Consider the following 16,226-nt stretch of genomic DNA (forward strand, 5'->3'; position numbering starts at 1 on the left):
ACGATGAAGCGTCCTTTTTGCGGGAGAGCACGATGGACACGAACACGTTCACGAAAGGCATCTACACGGCCAAAGCGCATACCCAGCATGCGGGCAACGGGCAGTTCCAGGGTTACGTGATCCTCGCGCGCGACGACGGGGACGACACCGAGAACATGCGCTACGACGTCCACTCGACGAGCCCCAGCGAGGAAGAAGCGTTCGACGAGGCGAAGGCGCTCGCGCACCGGATCCTCGGCGAGATCGAGCTGTGACGCGCCCCTTTTTCGGCGCGGCTCAGAGCAGCCGCGCCACCATCGATACCAGCATTGTCAGCACCAGCGTCGACATGAACGGGAACGGGTAGCGCCGCCCGCCGAGCGTCAGCGTGACGTCGCCCGGCATCCGCCCGATCCCGAGCTTGCCGAGCCACGGCCAGCAGCGCGTCAGGATCATCACCGCGACGAACGTCGTCAATAGCCAGCGGAGCATGTCGGGTTCCAATCAAAGCGCGTGCGAGCGGTCGCCGCGCGCGAACGCGTCGAGCGTGCCGTCGATCCCGCGCGAAAACGCGATCACCTTGAACAGCTCGCCCATCTCGGCTTCCGAGATCAGCTTCTGCACCGCGTTCGCGGCCGGCAGGAACGCGCGGACGTCGGACGGATCGATCGCGGCCAGCGCGTCGGTGACGCCTGCGTTCAACAGGAAGCGCGCCTGCGACGTGTAGCCGAGCAGATCGGCGCCGGTCGCGACGCCCGCGTCGTAGATGCCGGTGAATTCGACGTGCGCGGTAATGTCCTGCAGGCCCGGGTACACGAACGGGTCGTCGTGCGCGTGGTGACGGTAGTGGCACATCAGCGTGCCGCGGTCGCGCTGCGGGTGGTAGTACTCGTGCGCGGGAAAACCGTAGTCGACCAGCAGCACCGCACCGCGCGCAAGCATCGTGCAGACGGTGCGCGTGAACGCGAGCGCGGCCTCGTGCGTTTCGGTCACGTAGCCGTCGCCGACGTCGAGCGTCGCGAGCACCGCCGGCAGGCCGGCGGCGCCGACCGGCCGGTCGGCGAACACGAACGCGTGCCGCGCGTCGAGCGCGACGCCGCGCTCGCGCCACGCGCCGTCCACCTTCGCGAAGAGGCGCACCGGCATCGCATCGAGCACCTCGTTGCCGACCACGACGCCGTCGAACCGCTCGGGCAGCGCGTCGAGCCAGCGCACCTTCGCGGTCAGCGCCGGCACCGCGGCTTCGATCGTGTCGCGCTGCCGTTCGCGCAGCTCGCCGGACAGGTCGACGATCAGGTATTCGTCGAGTTCGACGCCCGACGCATCGAGCGCCGCGAGCAGCCCGGCCGCGAGCTTGCCGGTGCCGGCGCCGAATTCCATCACGCGGCGCGTGCCGCTCGCCGCGAGCGCTTCGGCGATGGGGTTCGCGAGCGTCTGCGCGAACAGCGGCGACAGCTCGGGCGCGGTGACGAAGTCGCTGCCATCGTCGGCGCGGCGCCCGAACTTGCGCGCGCCGCCGCTGTAATAACCGAGGCCCGGCGCATACAGCGCGCGTTCCATGAAGCGGTCGAACGGCAGCCAGCCGCCGGCCGCCGCGATCTCGTCGCGCAGTTGCGCGGCGAGGGTTTCGGACTGCGCGAGCGCGTCAGGGCCGGGAGCAGGTAAACTAGCGGGTTCGTGAGCTTTCGGGTTCATCCCGGCATTGTAAATGACCGTTTCAGCCGATACGTCGACCCCACGCGTGGTGCTCGTCACGGGCGCCGTGGGCAGCGCGGCGGACGCCGCGTCGATCGGCCGCGCGCTCGCGACGGGTTTCGCCCGCCGCGGCTGGGACGTCGCGCTGCAGCGCAGCCAACGCGCGCCGCGCGCGGCCGCCGACGCGCTCGTCGCCGAAGTCGCGGCGCTCGGCCGCCGCGGGGTCGTGCTCGACGCCGATCTGGCCGTGGAAGCCGATGCCGCGGGCCTCGTCGCCGCGTGCGGCGAAGCGCTCGGCCGGCCCGCATGTGCGGTGTTCGTCAGCGCCAGCGCCGGCGCCGACGACGCGCACACGGTGGACGCTGCGTCGCTGGCTGCCGCGCTCGCGCACAACGTGACGGCGCCGCTCGCGCTGGCCCGCGCGCTCGCCGACGCGACGCCCGACGCCGCGCGCAACGACGAAACGCTGCGCGCATGCGCGATCCACGTACTGGATCAGGCCCTGTTTCATCCGGCGCCGGCGCAGCTGTCGCACGCGCTGATGCAGGCCGCGTTGAACCGCGCGACGTCGGCGCTCGCGCTGGCGCTCGCGCCGAAGGTGCGGGTCGCGGCGCTCGTGCGCGGACACGCGCCGCACGCGGACGACATCGCGGCGGCCGCCTGCTATCTCGCGAGCGCGCCCGGCGTGACGGGCGCGACGCTGACCGTCGACGGCGGCGAGCACCTGGTGCCGCCGGCCGCCGGCCCGAATGAATGAACCGCGCGGGCGCGGCCTGACCGCCGCCGTCCGCGCCGCTTTGCGTGCGCGCACGCCAATTTGACTGGGACGACCATGTTTTCCGCTCTCCTGCACCCCCGCCTCGCGGATTGCCGCAGGCTCTACCTGCGCGACTACGAGGTGCACATCAACATCGGGGCCTTCGAACACGAGAAGCGCGGCGAGCAGCGCGTCGTCATCAACGTCGACCTGTTCGTGCCGCTTGCGCAGTCGACGCCCGTCGACGACCGGCTGCATGAAGTCGTCGACTACGACCTGATGAAGCAGAGCGTCGCGCAGAGCCTCGCGCGCGGCCACATTCACCTGCAGGAAACGCTGTGCGATTCGATCGCCGCGCACCTGCTGGCGCACGACGCCGTGCGCGCGGTACGCGTCCGTACCGAGAAACCGGACGCCTATCCGGACTGCGACGCCGTCGGCGTCGAAGTCTTTCGCATCAAGGACGAGGAGCGCGCATGAACGCCCCCCACATGAACGACACGGCGGCCGACGCCACGACCGCCGACACCGGCCGCCCCGCGCTGACGCGCCGCGAGCAGAAGGAAGCGTACGAGAACAACAAGCTGTTCAAGCGGATCGTGCGCCAGGTCGGCCAGGCGATCGGCGACTACAACATGATCGAGCAGGGCGACAAGGTGATGGTGTGCCTGTCGGGCGGCAAGGACAGCTACGCGATGCTCGACGTGCTGCTGCGCCTGCGCGAGCGCGCGCCGATCGACTTCGACATCGTCGCGGTGAACCTCGACCAGAAGCAGCCGGGCTTCCCCGAGCACGTGCTGCCCGAATACCTGAAGCAGGTCGGCGTGCCGTTCCACATCGAGAACCAGGACACCTACAGCATCGTCAAGCGGCTCGTGCCGGAAGGCAAGACGACCTGCTCGCTGTGCTCGCGGCTGCGCCGCGGGATCCTGTACCGCGTGGCCGGCGAGCTCGGCGCGACCAAGATCGCGCTCGGCCATCACCGCGACGACATCGTGCAGACGCTGCTGCTGAACATGTTCTACGGCGGCAAGCTGAAGGGAATGCCGCCGAAGCTGCAGTCGGACGACGGCAAGAACATCGTGATCCGCCCGCTCGCGTACGTGAAGGAAACCGATCTCGAGAAATACGCGGAGCTGCGCGAATTCCCGATCATCCCGTGCAACCTGTGCGGCAGCCAGCCGAACCTGAAGCGCGCGGAAATGAAGGCGCTGATCCGCGACTGGGACAAGCGCTTCCCGGGCCGCGTCGACAACATGTTCAACGCGCTCGCGAAGGTCGTGCCGTCGCATCTGATGGACACGACGCTGTACCCGTTCCAGTCGCTGCGCGCGACGGGCGAAGCCGACCCGCAAGGCGACATCGCGTTCGACGAGGAGCCGTGCGCATCGGGCGACGACGCGACGGCGCCGGGCGCCGGCAAACCGATCGCGGCCCGACCGATCTCGATCGTCCAGTTCGACGACCTCTAAGCAGGGACCGAACACCCGCCGAAACCGGCGCCAACGGCGTCGTTTCGGCGGTGTCGCCGCGCCGCGACAGGCCCGGAGCGACAAGGGCCGCATGCTAAAATGGACGGCTTCGAACTCCGTGACCCAAGCGCGCGCCATGAATATCGTGATTTTGGCGGCAGGCACCGGCAAGCGCATGCGTTCCGCGCTGCCGAAAGTGCTTCACCCCCTGGCCGGCAGGCCGCTCCTCTCCCACGTCATCGACACCGCGCGCACGCTGCAGCCGTCCCGGCTCGTCGTCGTCGTCGGCCACGGCGCCGAGCAGGTCCAGGCGGCCGTCGCCGCGCCCGACGTCCAGTTCGCGGTGCAGGCCGAGCAGCTCGGCACCGGCCACGCGGTGCGCCAGGCGCTGCCGCTCCTCGATCCCGCGCAACCGACGCTCGTGCTGTACGGCGACGTGCCGCTCACGCGCGCGTCGACGCTGCGGCGTCTCGTCGACGCCGCGCACGACGGCCGCTACGGGATCCTGACCGTCACGCTCGACGACCCGACCGGTTACGGCCGCATCGTGCGCGACGCGGCCGGCTTCGTCACGCGCATCGTGGAGCAGAAGGATGCGTCGCCGGACGAGCTGCGGATCGCCGAGATCAACACCGGCATCATCGTCACGCCGACGGCCCAGCTGTCGATGTGGCTCGGCGCGCTGAAGAACGAAAACGCGCAGGGCGAGTACTACCTGACCGACGTCGTCGAACTCGCGATCGAGGCCGGCTTCGAGGTCGTCACGTCGCAGCCCGACGACGAGTGGGAAACGCTCGGCGTGAACAGCAAGGCGCAGCTCGCGGAACTCGAACGCATCCATCAGCGCAACGTCGCCGATGCGCTGCTCGTCGACGGCGTCACGCTCGCCGATCCGGCGCGCGTCGACGTGCGCGGCACGCTGCGCTGCGGCCGCGACGTGTCGATCGACGTGAACTGCGTGTTCGAAGGCAACGTGACGCTCGCCGACGACGTGACGATCGGCGCGAACTGCGTGATCCGCAACGCATCGATCGGCGCGGGTACGCGCATCGACGCGTTCACGCACATCGACGGCGCCGAGCTCGGCGCGCACACCGTGATCGGCCCGTACGCGCGGCTGCGCCCGGGCGCGCAGCTCGCGGACGAAGCGCACGTCGGCAACTTCGTCGAGGTGAAGAACGCGGTGATCGGCCACGGCTCGAAGGCGAACCACCTCACGTACATCGGCGACGCCGACATCGGCGCGCGCGTGAACATCGGCGCCGGCACGATCACCTGCAACTACGACGGCGCGAACAAGTTCCGCACCGTGATCGAGGACGACGTGTTCGTCGGCTCCGACACGCAGCTGGTCGCGCCCGTGCGCGTCGGCCGCGGCGTGACGATCGCGGCCGGCACGACGATCTGGAAGGACGTCGCCGAAGGCGTCCTCGCGTTGAACGAGAAGACGCAGACCGCGAAGAGCGGCTACGTCCGCCCGGTCAAGAAAAAGAGCTGAACCATTTGCGGGCGCCCGCGCGGCGCCCGCTTCGACTGACAGGATTGACCATTCATGTGCGGCATTGTCGGCGCAGTTGCGCAGCGTAATATCGTTCCGGTGCTGATCGAAGGATTGCGGCGCCTCGAATACCGTGGCTACGACTCCTGCGGCGTCGCCGTGCTCGAACCGGGCGCGCCGAAGCGCGCGCGCAGCGTCGCGCGCGTCGCCGATCTCGATGCGCAGGTGCGCGACACGCATCTCGAAGGCACGACCGGCGTCGCGCACACGCGCTGGGCCACGCACGGCGCGCCCGTCACGCACAATGCGCACCCGATCTTCTCGTCGAACGCGCTCGCGCTCGTGCACAACGGCATCATCGAGAACTTCGAGACGCTGCGCGAAACGCTGCGCGCGAAGGGCTACGAATTCGTGTCGCAGACCGACACCGAAGTGATCGCGCACCTCGTGCACAGCCTGTATCGCGGCAACCTGTTCGACGCGGTGCGCGAAGCCGTGCAGCAACTGCATGGCGCGTATGCGATCGCGGTGACGCACAAGGACCAGCCGCATACCGTCGTCGGCGCGCGCCAGGGTTCGCCGCTCGTCGTCGGTCACGGCGACGGCGAGAACTTCCTCGCGTCCGACGCGCTCGCGCTGGCCGGCAGCACCGACCGCTTCACGTTCCTCGAGGAAGGCGACGTGTGCGAGCTGTCGCTCGACGGCGTGACGATCGTCGATCGCCACGGCGCCACCGTGCAGCGTGAAACCCGTGTCGTCAGCGCATACGGCGGCGCGGTCGAGCTCGGGCCCTATCGCCACTTCATGCAGAAGGAAATCTTCGAGCAGCCGCGCGCGATCGGCGACACCGTGCCGCAAACCGACGCGTTCGACGCGACGCTGTTCGGCGACGCCGCGCCCGCCGCGTTCGCGGAGATCGACAGCCTGCTGATCCTCGCGTGCGGCACGAGCTACTACTCGGGCCTCACGGCGAAGTACTGGCTCGAATCGATCGCGAAGATCCCGACCCAGGTCGAGATCGCCAGCGAATACCGCTACCGCGAGTCGGTGCCGAACCCGCGCCAGCTCGTGCTGGTGATCTCGCAATCGGGCGAGACGGCCGACACGCTCGCGGCACTCAAGCATGCGCAGTCGCTCGGCCACACGCATACGCTCGCGGTGTGCAACGTCGCGACGAGCGCGATGGTGCGCCTGACCGAGATGCAGTTCCTGACGCACGCGGGCACCGAGATCGGCGTCGCGTCGACGAAGGCGTTCACGACGCAGCTCGTCGCGCTGTTCGTGCTGGCCGCGACGCTCGGCAAGCTGCGCGGGCACGTCGACGCCGCGCAGGAAGCGCAATTCGTGAAGGAGCTGCGCCACCTGCCGGCCGCGCTGAACAGCGTGCTCGCGCTCGAGCCGCAGATCATCGCGTGGTCGGAGGAATTCGCGCGCAAGGAAAACGCGCTGTTCCTCGGCCGCGGGCTGCACTATCCGATCGCGCTCGAAGGCGCGCTGAAGCTGAAGGAAATCTCGTACATCCACGCCGAGGCCTATCCGGCCGGCGAACTGAAGCACGGGCCGCTCGCGCTCGTCACGGAAGCGATGCCGGTCGTCACGGTCGCGCCGAACGACACGCTGCTCGAGAAGCTGAAGTCGAACATGCAGGAAGTGCGCGCGCGCGGCGGCGAGCTGTACGTGTTCGCGGATGCGGACACGCAGATCGTCAACGACGACGGCCTGCACGTGATCCGGATGCCGGAGCACTACGGGCAACTGTCGCCGATCCTGCACGTCGTGCCGCTGCAGCTGCTCGCGTATCACACCGCGTGCGCGCGCGGCACCGACGTCGACAAGCCGCGCAACCTCGCGAAATCGGTGACGGTGGAGTAATACCCGGCGACGGGATGGCCCCTCGCCGGGCCGTCCCGACCGCGTGCGGGCGCGAAGCAGGCCGTTTGGCCAGGTCGAAATATGTACCACGTAGTGGTATATAATCCTGTGCTAACTCGACCGGCTCGACATGTCTGCTTCCGTACGACGCGTCTTCAAGACGAAGTGGTTTCACAAGGCAGCCGGGAAAGCGGGAATCGCCGATGGCGAGCTCTGCCGCGCGGTGCGGGAACTGGCCCGCGGCCAGGGCGTCGATCTCGGCGGCAACGTGTGGAAGAAGCGTCTGGACGGCAATCGGCAGCGCGGAATCGTGCTGGGCAAGGTCGGGCACACGTGGGTGTTCGTGTTCCTGTTCGCGAAATGCGACCGCGACAACATCGACGCATGCGAACTGCGCGCGTTCGGAAAGCTCGCCGCGGACGTAGGTCGACACACCGACAGCGACATCGCGACGCTGGTCGCACTGAAAGAGCTTGTGGAGATTTGCAATGGCTAAGGGTCGATTCAAGAGCGACGCGACGGAGGCGGTCCACAGCGCCGCGTCGGGGCTGTATCGCGCCAACCTGATCGACAAGAAGACGATGCGGGAATACGACGATCTCTGCATCGAAGCTGCGCCGCAGTTCGATCCGGAAGCGATCGCCCGCATCCGCAAGTCGGTCAACGTCAGCCAGAGCGTGTTCGCGCTCTACCTGAACACGACGACATCGACGATCCGCCAATGGGAACAGGGTGACAAGCGGCCCAGCGGCATCGCCGCGCGCATGCTCCAGATCGTCGAGAAACACGGGCTCGAGGTGTTCTCCTGAGCCGGCATTCTCCGAATGCCCCTGCACGACCCCGGCTGGACGCGCGCCGCAACGAATATGACGGAGAGACAATGGTAAGACTGTTTGGATGCGGATTGCTGGCGCTGATGTTCGCGTCGACGGGCTGGGCCGCCGAGCATTATGTCGAGGTCTGGAACCCGCCCGAGGCGCGGCACCCGGCGGCGCGTACGCCGGACGCCCGTACGCCGGACGCCCGTACGCCGGCCGCCCGCCCAGACGCCGGCGCGCGCACCGGCAAGCGCGCGGAGAAGCACGCGAGCGCCACGCCGAAAGCCGCTGCGAAAGCGCCCAAGCGCCGCGTCGCGCAGGCCGTGAAAGCCGGCTCGAACCGCCCGGCCGCGACCGACACCCCGGCCGCCCCGCGCCCCGTCGCGCACCCCGCGCCCGGGCGTCTCACGGTGATGCAGCCGGCCGCGCCGGACGCGACGCGCGCGCTCACCTTCTCCGACATCCCGCGTCAATACACGCCGGACGGCAACGTGCTGCAGGTCGGCACGCAAGGCCGCTCCGCGGAGGTGACTCGATAATGGAAGCGCAGACCTACCACGGCTACCAGATCTGGGGCCACGCGATCCTGCAGCAGGACGAGATCATGCAGCCCGAGCGCTTCGCGGCGAGCGGCACGATCACGCAGAACAACCGGCTCGTCGAGGCGTCGGGCGTGCTCGGCGTGTTCGACACCGAAGACGATGCGCGCGACGCAGGGCTCGAATGGGCGCGCGCGTGGATCGACAACCACAGCTGACCGGACGCAACCGCGCGCATCCACGGCGGCCGTCGCCGGAGCCGCGCAGGTGCGGCGCGCACCGCAAATGAAAGAAGGGGCGTCCATGACGCCCCTTCTTTCATTCGAACCCGGAAGTCCGCAAACACTCACGCCGCGGCATGCGGCGGCCTCACCGTCTGCTGCGGCCGGCCGACGAGCCGCGCCAGCACGACGATCGCCACCAGCGTCGCGACGTACGCGGCGATCTGGATGCCCGCCGGACGCGCGGTATAGCCGATCAGCGTATGCAGCGCCTTGCCGACGATGCTCGATTCCTTGAGCAGCCACGACGTATCCCAGACCGCATCGCCCCACGACGGCACGAGGCCGGCGGCCAGCAGGAAGCCGACGCACTGGCTCGCCATGCCCGCGGCAAGCAGCACGATAAGCGCGTTCGTGACGGAGAACAGGCGCTTCAACGGAATCTGCAGCAGGCCCGCATACATCGCGTAGCCGAGCCCGGCGCCGCCGAGCACGCCGAGCAGCCCGCCGGCGATCATCTGCGGCGTCTGCCCGGGCTCGCCCGCCGCGATCCCGTACAGGAACAGCACGGCCTCGGAGCCCTCGCGCAATACCGCGACGCCGACCACGATCGCGAGCCCGGTCAACGGCCGGCTGCCGGCCGCGACCGCGCGGCCGACCTCGCCCATGTGCAGCGCCATTTCGCGGCCGTGCCGGCTCATCCAGATGCAGTGCCACGCGAGCATCAGCGTCGCGACGAACATCACGCCCGCGTTGAAGACTTCCTGCCCCATGCCGGACGCCCATTGCGAGATCACGTCGGCGAACGCCGCGATCAGGCCGGCGCCGACCACGCCGCCGACCAGCCCGCCGGCGACCCACCAGCCGCGCCGCGGCACGCCCTTCGTGGCGGCCATCACGATCGAGACCACCAGCGCGGCCTCGAGCACTTCACGAAAGACGATCAGGGCAGTAGACAGCATGTCGGTATCGGCTTACTTGACGGTCAGGTGCGTCTTCGACTGCGCTTCGTGATACTCGTCGTGGAACTCGTAGGTGCCCGCCTTCAGCGGCCCGACCAGGATCTCGACCGACTTGCCGGCCGGCACGACCTTCTCCGCCTTGAAGTCGTCGCTCTCGAATTCCGCAGGCGTCGCGTCGAGGTTCTTCACGACGAATTTCACTTTCTTGCCGGCAGGGATCGTCACGCCGTCGGGCGAAAACTTGTGGTCCTTCAACGTCAGGTTGACGACGTCGTCGGCGGCGAAGGCGGACGTTGCCGAGGCGCCCAGCAGGGCCAGTGCGAAACCGATAGCGAAACGGGTCATGTTCGTAATGAGCGGAAATATTGAAGAGAATCGATACTAAGATCGATTCGCATTTTCACCTCGGAGTACCCTTACTCGGGTCATGGGGATCGTGCGTCGTCGATCCCGTGTACCCGTTGCCGCGCAAGGCTCCGCCGAATTTCGCCGACAATGGGTGGCCGTCAATCGGGAAATATTCGGACTGACGCGCGCACGCGAATGGCTATTCGTCATACTTCAGCATTACAAATGGCTGATGCGATGCGCATCGCCGCACTTGACCTTCCCACCATGGCAAGCTTCATGCTGAACGTACTCGTCAACCATCCACCCCGGAGAACACGATGGAATTCGAAGTTCAGGACATGACCTGCGGCGGCTGCGCCAACGCCATCACGCGCGCGGTAACGGCCGCCGACCCCGCCGCGAAGCTCGACATCGACGTCGCGGCGAAGATCGTCAAGATCGACTCGGCGCAAAGCGCCGCGCGCGTACAGTCGATCATCGAAGCCGCCGGCTTCCATCCCGCGCTGCGCACCGCGTAACGCGCACCGAAGGCCGCGGGCGCAGCGCCGGACGGCGACGCGCCCGCGGCCGGCATCCCGTCAGCGCAGCCGGATCAGCGTCGACTTCAGTTCGGTGTACTTCTCGAGCGCATGCAGCGACTTGTCACGGCCGTTGCCCGACTGCTTGTAGCCGCCGAACGGGAAGTTCATGTCGCCGCCTTCGTCATAGCAGTTCACCCACACGGTGCCCGCACGCAGCCGGCGCGACACGTCGTGCGCGGTCGTCAGGTTCGACGTCCACACGGCCGCGGCCAGCCCGTATTCGGTGTCGTTCGCGATCCGCACGGCCTCGTCGACGTCGTCGAACACGATCACCGACAGCACCGGCCCGAAGATTTCCTCGCGCGCGATCTTCGCATCGGGCTTCACCTCGAACACCGTCGGCTCCACATAGAAGCCGCCCGTCTCCGCGTTCACGCGCGCACCGCCGGTGACGAGCCGGCCTTCGCTGCGCCCCGCCTCGATGTAACCGAGCACGCGCTCGAGCTGGATACCGTCGACGATCGCGCCCATCGACACCGACGGATCGAGCGGATTGCCCGGCACGTACGCGCGGGCGGCGGCGACGAGCTTCTCGATGAACGCGTCCCTGATGTCGCGATGCACGAGCAGCCGCGAGCCGGCCGTGCACATCTCGCCCATGTTGTAGAAGATCGCGCCGGCCGCCGTTTGCGCCGCGCGGTCGAGATCGGGGCAATCGGGCAGCACGATGTTCGGCGACTTGCCGCCGAGTTCGAGCCACGCGCGCTTCAGGTTCGACTGCGCCGCATACTGCATGATCAGCTTGCCGACCGCCGTCGAGCCCGTGAACGCGATGCAGTCGACGTCGCGATGCAGCGCGAGCAGCTTGCCCGGTTCGCCCGCGCCCGGCACGACGTTGAACACGCCGGCCGGCATGCCGGCCTCGAACGCGAGCTGCGCGACGCGAATCGCGGTCAGCGGCGATTTCTCCGACGGCTTCAGCACGACGCTGTTGCCGGCCGCGAGCGCGGGGCCGAATTTCCATGCGGCCATCAGGATCGGGAAGTTCCACGGCACGACGGCGGCCACCACGCCGACCGGCTCGCGCGTGACGAGACCGACGAGATGGTGATCGGCCGGCGCGACCTCGCCGCCGACCTTGTCGATCGCCTCGGCGAACCATTCGACGCAGTACGCGGCGCCCGGCACGTCGACCGTCGTCGTGTCGCCGATCGGCTTGCCCGCGTCGAGCGTCTCGAGCAGCGACAGTTCGTCGAGATGCGCGCGCATCAGCGCGGCCCAGCGCAGCAGCACGGCCTTGCGCGCGCGCGGGTTCAGGCCGGCCCATACGCCCGCGTCGAACGCGCGCCGTGCCGCCGCGACGGCCGCGTTCACGTCCGCTTCGCCGCAATCGGCGACCTTCGCGAGCACGCGGCCATCGATCGGGCTCACGCAGTCGAACGTCTTGCCGTCATGCGCGTCGCGCGACGCGCCATCGATGAATGCGCGCCCTTCGATCTCGAGCGACGCCGCCTTGTGTTGCCAGTCAGCCAAAGTCAACTTGTTCATCAGGATGCCTCAGTGTTTTGACATTCGCGATGCGGCACGCCGCGCGCGTGGCGCGCAGACGGCCCGCAGCGAATGCGGTGACGCGCGGTCAGAAGGTTGCCGGCGAATTGGCCGACACGACCTCGCAGATCAGTTCCGCGCTGGGATTGCGAAAACGATGCGGCAAACGGCTCTCGAAGTAGTAGCCGTCTCCGGGGTCGAGCAGCCACGTCGCGCTATCGACGGTCAGCTCGAGCCGGCCCGACACGACGACGCCGCCCTCGTGCCCCGCGTGCACCAGCATCTCGGGCCCCGTATCGGCCAGCGGCTGGTAGATCTCGCGCAGGATGCACATGTTGCGGTCCTTCACGTTCGCGCCGACCAGGTGAAACGCGAGCGACTCGTTGCCGAGGTTCGGCATCTCGTCGCGACGCGACACGACCGCGCGCGATTCGACGAGCTCGAACGTGAAGAATTCCGCGAGACTCATCGGGATGCATTCGAGCAGTTTCTTCAGCGAGCCGACCGACGGGCTCACGCGGCCCTGTTCGATCAGCGAGATCGTGCCGTTGGTGACGCCGGCGCGTTTCGCGAGCTCGCGCTGCGACAGGCCATGCTTGTTGCGCACGAAACGCAGGCGCTCGGCGACTTCGGTGGACATCGATTCGGTTTCGGACACGATAAGTGCGATGACAAAGTGAAACGACGCGGCGGACTGCCGTTGAATATTCTAATCACTTTATGCCGCACATCAGCGGGGAAAACCCTGAAAGGCGTTCGAAATAATGGACGGCGCATCGACTATTCCTTTTGCGAATCTTTTGTTCGCACTGCTCGGGAAAGCCCTGATGCAGGACCGTAAAAAAACATTTGACGCCGTTATTGGCTCGTATATGCTGGCTCTCAGGTCAGCGTCATCAGGCTTTCACAGGCATCGAAAAGCGTTATCGCAACGCAACAATTGATGCTCGTCAATGTAAATGACGCACGGCCGGCACCTTGATTATTTTAAACGCCCAGCGCGTCGAAACGATCGGGTGTTCAATACTTTCAACAAACCAGTCGAGTGTAATCGTGAGAGTCCGTGGCCCTCTGGTGAGGTGGGATCGAGGCGATGTGCGAAGTTTGCGCAGCGCCGTTCCCGCTTCCGATGGCAGTTGCGGCTGGCATAGTCCTCGCCTGCTTCACCTGTCGATCTACACCATCCTGTCCCGTCGTTCCGTTCGGCGCCACAACGCCGTTTCCGCACGCGCATTCGTCGCCGTCGATACCGACGAAGTGGCGTCGCTGCTGCCGTAGCGCCTCTCCTTTCTTCACGTCGTTCGTTTTATCTGTCGATTCGCCAACCGCATCGTCCGTGCGGTGACGGAACGCGTTCGCGCATGCGTTGCCGCGTCGCGTATCGCCATGAAACGAACGGCGGCCTGACCGTCGCGCGCAGCGCGGATCGCCACGCCATCCCGTTGCGCCCATTCACCAGCGGCCCTGCGCCTAGCGCCAGGCCGCGGGGTCGTGTCGCGCCCGCGTTTTGCCGCATTCGGGCCGACGCGCGTCACGTCCCTACGGATTACTGATTGACGTCATGGAAAGGAAACCTCTCGTCGGCATCACCGCCGACCTCACCCAGATCGGCGCGCACGCGTCGCATACGGTCGGCGACAAATACGTCGCCGCGATCGTCGACGGCGCGCACGCGCTCGCGATGGTGCTGCCGGCCCTTGGCGAACGCCAGTCGGTCGGCGACATCCTCGACACGGTCGATGGCCTGCTGTTTACCGGCAGCTACTCGAACGTCGAACCGCATCGGTACGGCGGCGAGCCGAGCGAGCCCGGCACGAAGCACGACCCCGCACGCGACGCGACGACGCTGCCGCTGCTGCGCGCGGCCATCGTCGCGGGCGTGCCCGTGCTTGCCGTGTGCCGCGGCTTCCAGGAGCTGAACGTCGTCTGCGGCGGCACGCTGCACCAGCGCGTGCACGACGTGCCGGGCTTCGCCGATCACCGCGAGGACGACGACGCGCCGATGGACACGCAATACGGCCCCGCGCACGTCGTGCGCCTGACGCCCGGCGGCAAGCTGCATGCGCTCGCCGGCGGCCGCGACGAAGTGCACGTGAACTCGCTGCACAAGCAGGGCATCGCGCAGCTCGGCTCCGGCCTCGCCGTCGAGGCCGTCGCGCCGGATGGCCTGATCGAGGCCGTGAGCGTCGTCGACGCACCGGCGTTCGCGCTGGCCGTGCAGTGGCATCCGGAATGGCGACACGCGCAGGACCCGCTGTCGAGCGCGATCTTCCGCGCGTTCGGCGATGCGTGCCGCGCCCGCCGCGCCGAACGCACCCGCGCCATGGCCGCCGCCGCGCTCGCCTGAGCGCGCCCACCAGACAACGAGAACAGACATGCAAGACATCGAAGACTTTCTGAAGCAGCACCGGATCACCGAGATCGAGGCGATCATTCCCGACATGGCCGGCATCGCGCGCGGCAAGATCACGCCGCGCAACAAGTTCACGTCCGGCGAATCGATGCGCCTGCCGCAGGCCGTGATGGTGCAGACCGTCACCGGCGACTATCCGGAAGACGGGTCGCTGACCGGCGTGACCGACCCCGACATGGTGTGCGTGCCCGACACGTCGACGATCCGCCTGATCCCGTGGGCCGTCGATCCGACCGCGCAGGTGATCCACGACTGCGTGCACTTCGACGGCTCGCCGGTCGAGATCTCGCCGCGCTACGTGCTGCGCCGCGTGCTGGACCTGTACAAGGCGAAGGGCTGGAAGCCGGTCGTGGCGCCCGAGCTCGAGTTCTATCTGGTCGACATGAACAAGGACCCCGACCTGCCGCTGCGTCCACCGGTCGGCCGCACGGGTCGCCCCGAAACCGGCCGCCAGTCGTATTCGATCGAGGCCGTCAACGAATTCGACCCGCTGTTCGAGGATATCTACGAATACTGCGAAGCGCAGAACCTCGACATCGACACGCTGATCCACGAAGTCGGCGCCGCGCAGATGGAGATCAACTTCATGCACGGCGACGCTCTGTCGCTGGCCGACCAGGTGTTCCTGTTCAAGCGCACGGTGCGCGAGGCCGCGCTGCGTCACAACATGTACGCGACGTTCATGGCCAAGCCGATGGAAGACGAACCGGGTTCGGCGATGCACGTACACCAGAGCATCGTCGACGAGGAAACGGGCCAGAACCTGTTCACGTCGCAGGAAACCGGCGGCGCGACGTCGATGTTCTACAACTATCTCGCGGGGCTGCAGAAGTACACGCCGGCGCTGATGCCGATCTTCGCGCCGTACATCAACTCGTATCGCCGCCTGTCGCGCTTCATGGCCGCGCCGATCAACGTGCAGTGGGGCTACGACAACCGCACGGTGGGTTTCCGCATTCCGCACTCGGGCCCGGCCGCGCGCCGCATCGAAAACCGGATTCCGGGCGTCGACTGCAACCCGTACCTCGCGCTCGCGGCGACGCTTGCAGCCGGCTATCTCGGCATGACACAGCGCCTGGAGCCGACCGAGCCGCTGGTGAGCGACGGCTACAGCCTGCCGTACCAGTTGCCGCGCAACCTCGAGGAAGGGCTGACGCTGATGGCCGCGTGCGAGCCGCTCGGCGAGATCCTCGGACCCAAGTTCCTGAAGGCGTATTTCGCGCTGAAGGAAACCGAATACGAAGCGTTCTTCCGCGTGATCAGCTCGTGGGAACGCCGCCATCTGCTGCTGCACGTTTAAGCGCGCATCACCGCATACGGAATCACGGAGGAAACATGACTTACCGCAACGAATCTGCCTGGATCCAGCCGGCCGCGCCGAGTGCCGCGGCCGCCGCGCCGCGCGCGACGCAGGCACGCACGACCGCCGAATACCGCGCGCTCGACGCCGCGCACCACATCCACCCGTTCTCCGACATGGGCGCGCTCAACCGCGCCGGCAGTCGCGTGATCGTGAAGGCCGACGGTGTCTACCTGTGGGACTCGGACGGCAACAAGGTGATCGACGGGATGGCTGGCCT

The 16,226-nt window shown here is 67.6% G+C and carries 20 protein-coding genes and 1 pseudogene; 15 read left to right on the forward strand and 6 right to left on the reverse strand.

Translation table 11 applies throughout. From position 1 onward, the window contains the following. The first annotated feature begins 32 nt into the window (after positions 1-32). Complete coding sequence (locus J8I33_RS33475) at positions 33-254, forward strand: hypothetical protein (RefSeq protein ID WP_027785622.1); 222 nt, start codon at positions 33-35, stop codon at positions 252-254. A gap of 22 nt (positions 255-276) precedes the next feature. On the opposite strand, the gene J8I33_RS33480 is transcribed toward J8I33_RS33475, so the two are convergent. Together J8I33_RS33480 and J8I33_RS33485 are read right to left on the reverse strand one after the other, a co-directional pair. Next, positions 277-471, reverse strand: coding sequence for a DUF2905 domain-containing protein (locus J8I33_RS33480; protein ID WP_021163761.1), 195 nt, complete (start codon positions 469-471; stop codon positions 277-279). A 12-nt stretch (positions 472-483) separates the two neighbouring features. Next, positions 484-1,674 carry a class I SAM-dependent methyltransferase gene (locus J8I33_RS33485; protein WP_209939951.1) on the reverse strand — a complete coding sequence of 397 codons (1,191 nt, stop codon included), beginning with the start codon at positions 1,672-1,674 and terminating at the stop codon, positions 484-486. Between the two features lie 13 nt (positions 1,675-1,687). On the opposite strand from J8I33_RS33485, the gene J8I33_RS33490 reads away from it, so the two are divergent. The 9 genes from J8I33_RS33490 (at position 1,688) to J8I33_RS33530 (ending at position 8,848) form a co-directional block, all read left to right on the forward strand. Further along, positions 1,688-2,431, forward strand: a complete 744-nt coding sequence (locus J8I33_RS33490; RefSeq protein WP_209939952.1) for an SDR family oxidoreductase — start codon at positions 1,688-1,690, stop codon at positions 2,429-2,431. Positions 2,432-2,506: 75 nt separating this feature from the next. Then, positions 2,507-2,911, forward strand: coding sequence for a dihydroneopterin aldolase (locus J8I33_RS33495; RefSeq protein ID WP_124593486.1), 405 nt, complete (start codon positions 2,507-2,509; stop codon positions 2,909-2,911). After that, the gene (ttcA, locus tag J8I33_RS33500) at positions 2,908-3,903 is read left to right on the forward strand and encodes a tRNA 2-thiocytidine(32) synthetase TtcA (protein ID WP_050014299.1); all 996 of its coding nucleotides are present in this window, start codon (positions 2,908-2,910) and stop codon (positions 3,901-3,903) included. The genes J8I33_RS33495 and ttcA overlap by 4 nt, the downstream gene beginning before the upstream one ends. 136 nt (positions 3,904-4,039) lie before the next feature. Further along, entirely contained in the window at positions 4,040-5,401 is a 1,362-nt protein-coding gene (glmU, locus tag J8I33_RS33505) for a bifunctional UDP-N-acetylglucosamine diphosphorylase/glucosamine-1-phosphate N-acetyltransferase GlmU (protein ID WP_209939953.1), read from the forward strand. A 54-nt stretch (positions 5,402-5,455) separates the two neighbouring features. After that, entirely contained in the window at positions 5,456-7,273 is a 1,818-nt protein-coding gene (glmS, locus tag J8I33_RS33510) for a glutamine--fructose-6-phosphate transaminase (isomerizing) (protein WP_050014297.1), read from the forward strand. Positions 7,274-7,403: 130 nt separating this feature from the next. Then, a complete protein-coding gene (locus tag J8I33_RS33515) occupies positions 7,404-7,769 on the forward strand; it encodes a type II toxin-antitoxin system RelE/ParE family toxin (protein ID WP_209939954.1) in 366 nt (121 codons plus the stop codon). After that, complete coding sequence (locus J8I33_RS33520) at positions 7,762-8,082, forward strand: DNA-binding transcriptional regulator (protein ID WP_050014296.1); 321 nt, start codon at positions 7,762-7,764, stop codon at positions 8,080-8,082. Before J8I33_RS33515 ends, J8I33_RS33520 begins: the two co-directional genes overlap by 8 nt. Before the next feature lie 71 nt (positions 8,083-8,153). After that, complete coding sequence (locus J8I33_RS33525; RefSeq protein ID WP_209929326.1) at positions 8,154-8,630, forward strand: hypothetical protein; 477 nt, start codon at positions 8,154-8,156, stop codon at positions 8,628-8,630. Beyond that, entirely contained in the window at positions 8,630-8,848 is a 219-nt protein-coding gene (locus J8I33_RS33530; RefSeq protein ID WP_006477594.1) for a hypothetical protein, read from the forward strand. Before J8I33_RS33525 ends, J8I33_RS33530 begins: the two co-directional genes overlap by 1 nt. Before the next feature lie 128 nt (positions 8,849-8,976). Here the strand turns inward: J8I33_RS33530 and J8I33_RS33535 are convergent, their stop codons facing one another. Both J8I33_RS33535 and J8I33_RS33540 read right to left on the reverse strand, forming a co-directional pair. Beyond that, positions 8,977-9,813 carry an FTR1 family protein gene (locus J8I33_RS33535; protein WP_050014294.1) on the reverse strand — a complete coding sequence of 279 codons (837 nt, stop codon included), beginning with the start codon at positions 9,811-9,813 and terminating at the stop codon, positions 8,977-8,979. Between the two features lie 12 nt (positions 9,814-9,825). Beyond that, positions 9,826-10,158 (reverse strand): cupredoxin domain-containing protein, encoded by a 333-nt coding sequence (locus tag J8I33_RS33540; RefSeq protein ID WP_006488047.1) that lies wholly within the window; start codon positions 10,156-10,158, stop codon positions 9,826-9,828. Between the two features lie 323 nt (positions 10,159-10,481). On the opposite strand from J8I33_RS33540, the gene J8I33_RS33545 reads away from it, so the two are divergent. Further along, a complete protein-coding gene (locus J8I33_RS33545) occupies positions 10,482-10,682 on the forward strand; it encodes a heavy-metal-associated domain-containing protein (protein WP_209939955.1) in 201 nt (66 codons plus the stop codon). A gap of 60 nt (positions 10,683-10,742) precedes the next feature. On the opposite strand, the gene J8I33_RS33550 is transcribed toward J8I33_RS33545, so the two are convergent. Further along, positions 10,743-12,233 (reverse strand): aldehyde dehydrogenase, encoded by a 1,491-nt coding sequence (locus J8I33_RS33550; protein ID WP_209939956.1) that lies wholly within the window; start codon positions 12,231-12,233, stop codon positions 10,743-10,745. Between the two features lie 88 nt (positions 12,234-12,321). Then, positions 12,322-12,873, reverse strand: coding sequence for a cupin domain-containing protein (locus tag J8I33_RS33555; protein WP_011546390.1), 552 nt, complete (start codon positions 12,871-12,873; stop codon positions 12,322-12,324). Between the two features lie 455 nt (positions 12,874-13,328). Between J8I33_RS33555 and J8I33_RS34685 the strand changes: the two genes are divergently transcribed. From J8I33_RS34685 to J8I33_RS33570, 4 genes and pseudogenes are all read left to right on the forward strand, one after another. Beyond that, on the forward strand, positions 13,329-13,511 hold the full coding sequence (locus J8I33_RS34685) for a hypothetical protein (protein WP_006488040.1): 183 nt from the start codon (positions 13,329-13,331) through the stop codon (positions 13,509-13,511). Between the two features lie 283 nt (positions 13,512-13,794). Further along, entirely contained in the window at positions 13,795-14,580 is a 786-nt protein-coding gene (locus tag J8I33_RS33560) for a gamma-glutamyl-gamma-aminobutyrate hydrolase family protein (protein WP_124630952.1), read from the forward strand. A gap of 28 nt (positions 14,581-14,608) precedes the next feature. Continuing rightward, positions 14,609-15,946, forward strand: coding sequence for a glutamine synthetase family protein (locus tag J8I33_RS33565; RefSeq protein ID WP_050014290.1), 1,338 nt, complete (start codon positions 14,609-14,611; stop codon positions 15,944-15,946). A 35-nt stretch (positions 15,947-15,981) separates the two neighbouring features. Beyond that, a pseudogene (locus J8I33_RS33570) lies at positions 15,982-16,226 on the forward strand (aspartate aminotransferase family protein); the annotation flags it as partial.

This window comes from Burkholderia sp. AcTa6-5 (genome assembly GCF_017815075.1).
Classification (GTDB): domain Bacteria; phylum Pseudomonadota; class Gammaproteobacteria; order Burkholderiales; family Burkholderiaceae; genus Burkholderia; species Burkholderia sola.

Coding starts and splice junctions, on each gene's coding strand:
- J8I33_RS33485 (WP_209939951.1), bottom strand. CDS start 1,674: ATGAACCCGAAAGCTCACGAACCCGCTAGTTTACCTGCTCCCGGCCCT.
- J8I33_RS33480 (WP_021163761.1), bottom strand. CDS start 471: ATGCTCCGCTGGCTATTGACGACGTTCGTCGCGGTGATGATCCTGACG.
- J8I33_RS33475 (WP_027785622.1), top strand. CDS start 33: ATGGACACGAACACGTTCACGAAAGGCATCTACACGGCCAAAGCGCAT.
- J8I33_RS33555 (WP_011546390.1), bottom strand. CDS start 12,873: ATGTCCACCGAAGTCGCCGAGCGCCTGCGTTTCGTGCGCAACAAGCAT.
- J8I33_RS33540 (WP_006488047.1), bottom strand. CDS start 10,158: ATGACCCGTTTCGCTATCGGTTTCGCACTGGCCCTGCTGGGCGCCTCG.
- glmU (WP_209939953.1), top strand. CDS start 4,040: ATGAATATCGTGATTTTGGCGGCAGGCACCGGCAAGCGCATGCGTTCC.
- J8I33_RS33560 (WP_124630952.1), top strand. CDS start 13,795: ATGGAAAGGAAACCTCTCGTCGGCATCACCGCCGACCTCACCCAGATC.
- J8I33_RS33495 (WP_124593486.1), top strand. CDS start 2,507: ATGTTTTCCGCTCTCCTGCACCCCCGCCTCGCGGATTGCCGCAGGCTC.
- J8I33_RS33535 (WP_050014294.1), bottom strand. CDS start 9,813: ATGCTGTCTACTGCCCTGATCGTCTTTCGTGAAGTGCTCGAGGCCGCG.
- J8I33_RS33515 (WP_209939954.1), top strand. CDS start 7,404: ATGTCTGCTTCCGTACGACGCGTCTTCAAGACGAAGTGGTTTCACAAG.
- J8I33_RS33525 (WP_209929326.1), top strand. CDS start 8,154: ATGGTAAGACTGTTTGGATGCGGATTGCTGGCGCTGATGTTCGCGTCG.
- J8I33_RS33490 (WP_209939952.1), top strand. CDS start 1,688: ATGACCGTTTCAGCCGATACGTCGACCCCACGCGTGGTGCTCGTCACG.
- glmS (WP_050014297.1), top strand. CDS start 5,456: ATGTGCGGCATTGTCGGCGCAGTTGCGCAGCGTAATATCGTTCCGGTG.
- ttcA (WP_050014299.1), top strand. CDS start 2,908: ATGAACGCCCCCCACATGAACGACACGGCGGCCGACGCCACGACCGCC.
- J8I33_RS33545 (WP_209939955.1), top strand. CDS start 10,482: ATGGAATTCGAAGTTCAGGACATGACCTGCGGCGGCTGCGCCAACGCC.
- J8I33_RS33530 (WP_006477594.1), top strand. CDS start 8,630: ATGGAAGCGCAGACCTACCACGGCTACCAGATCTGGGGCCACGCGATC.
- J8I33_RS33565 (WP_050014290.1), top strand. CDS start 14,609: ATGCAAGACATCGAAGACTTTCTGAAGCAGCACCGGATCACCGAGATC.
- J8I33_RS33520 (WP_050014296.1), top strand. CDS start 7,762: ATGGCTAAGGGTCGATTCAAGAGCGACGCGACGGAGGCGGTCCACAGC.
- J8I33_RS33550 (WP_209939956.1), bottom strand. CDS start 12,233: ATGAACAAGTTGACTTTGGCTGACTGGCAACACAAGGCGGCGTCGCTC.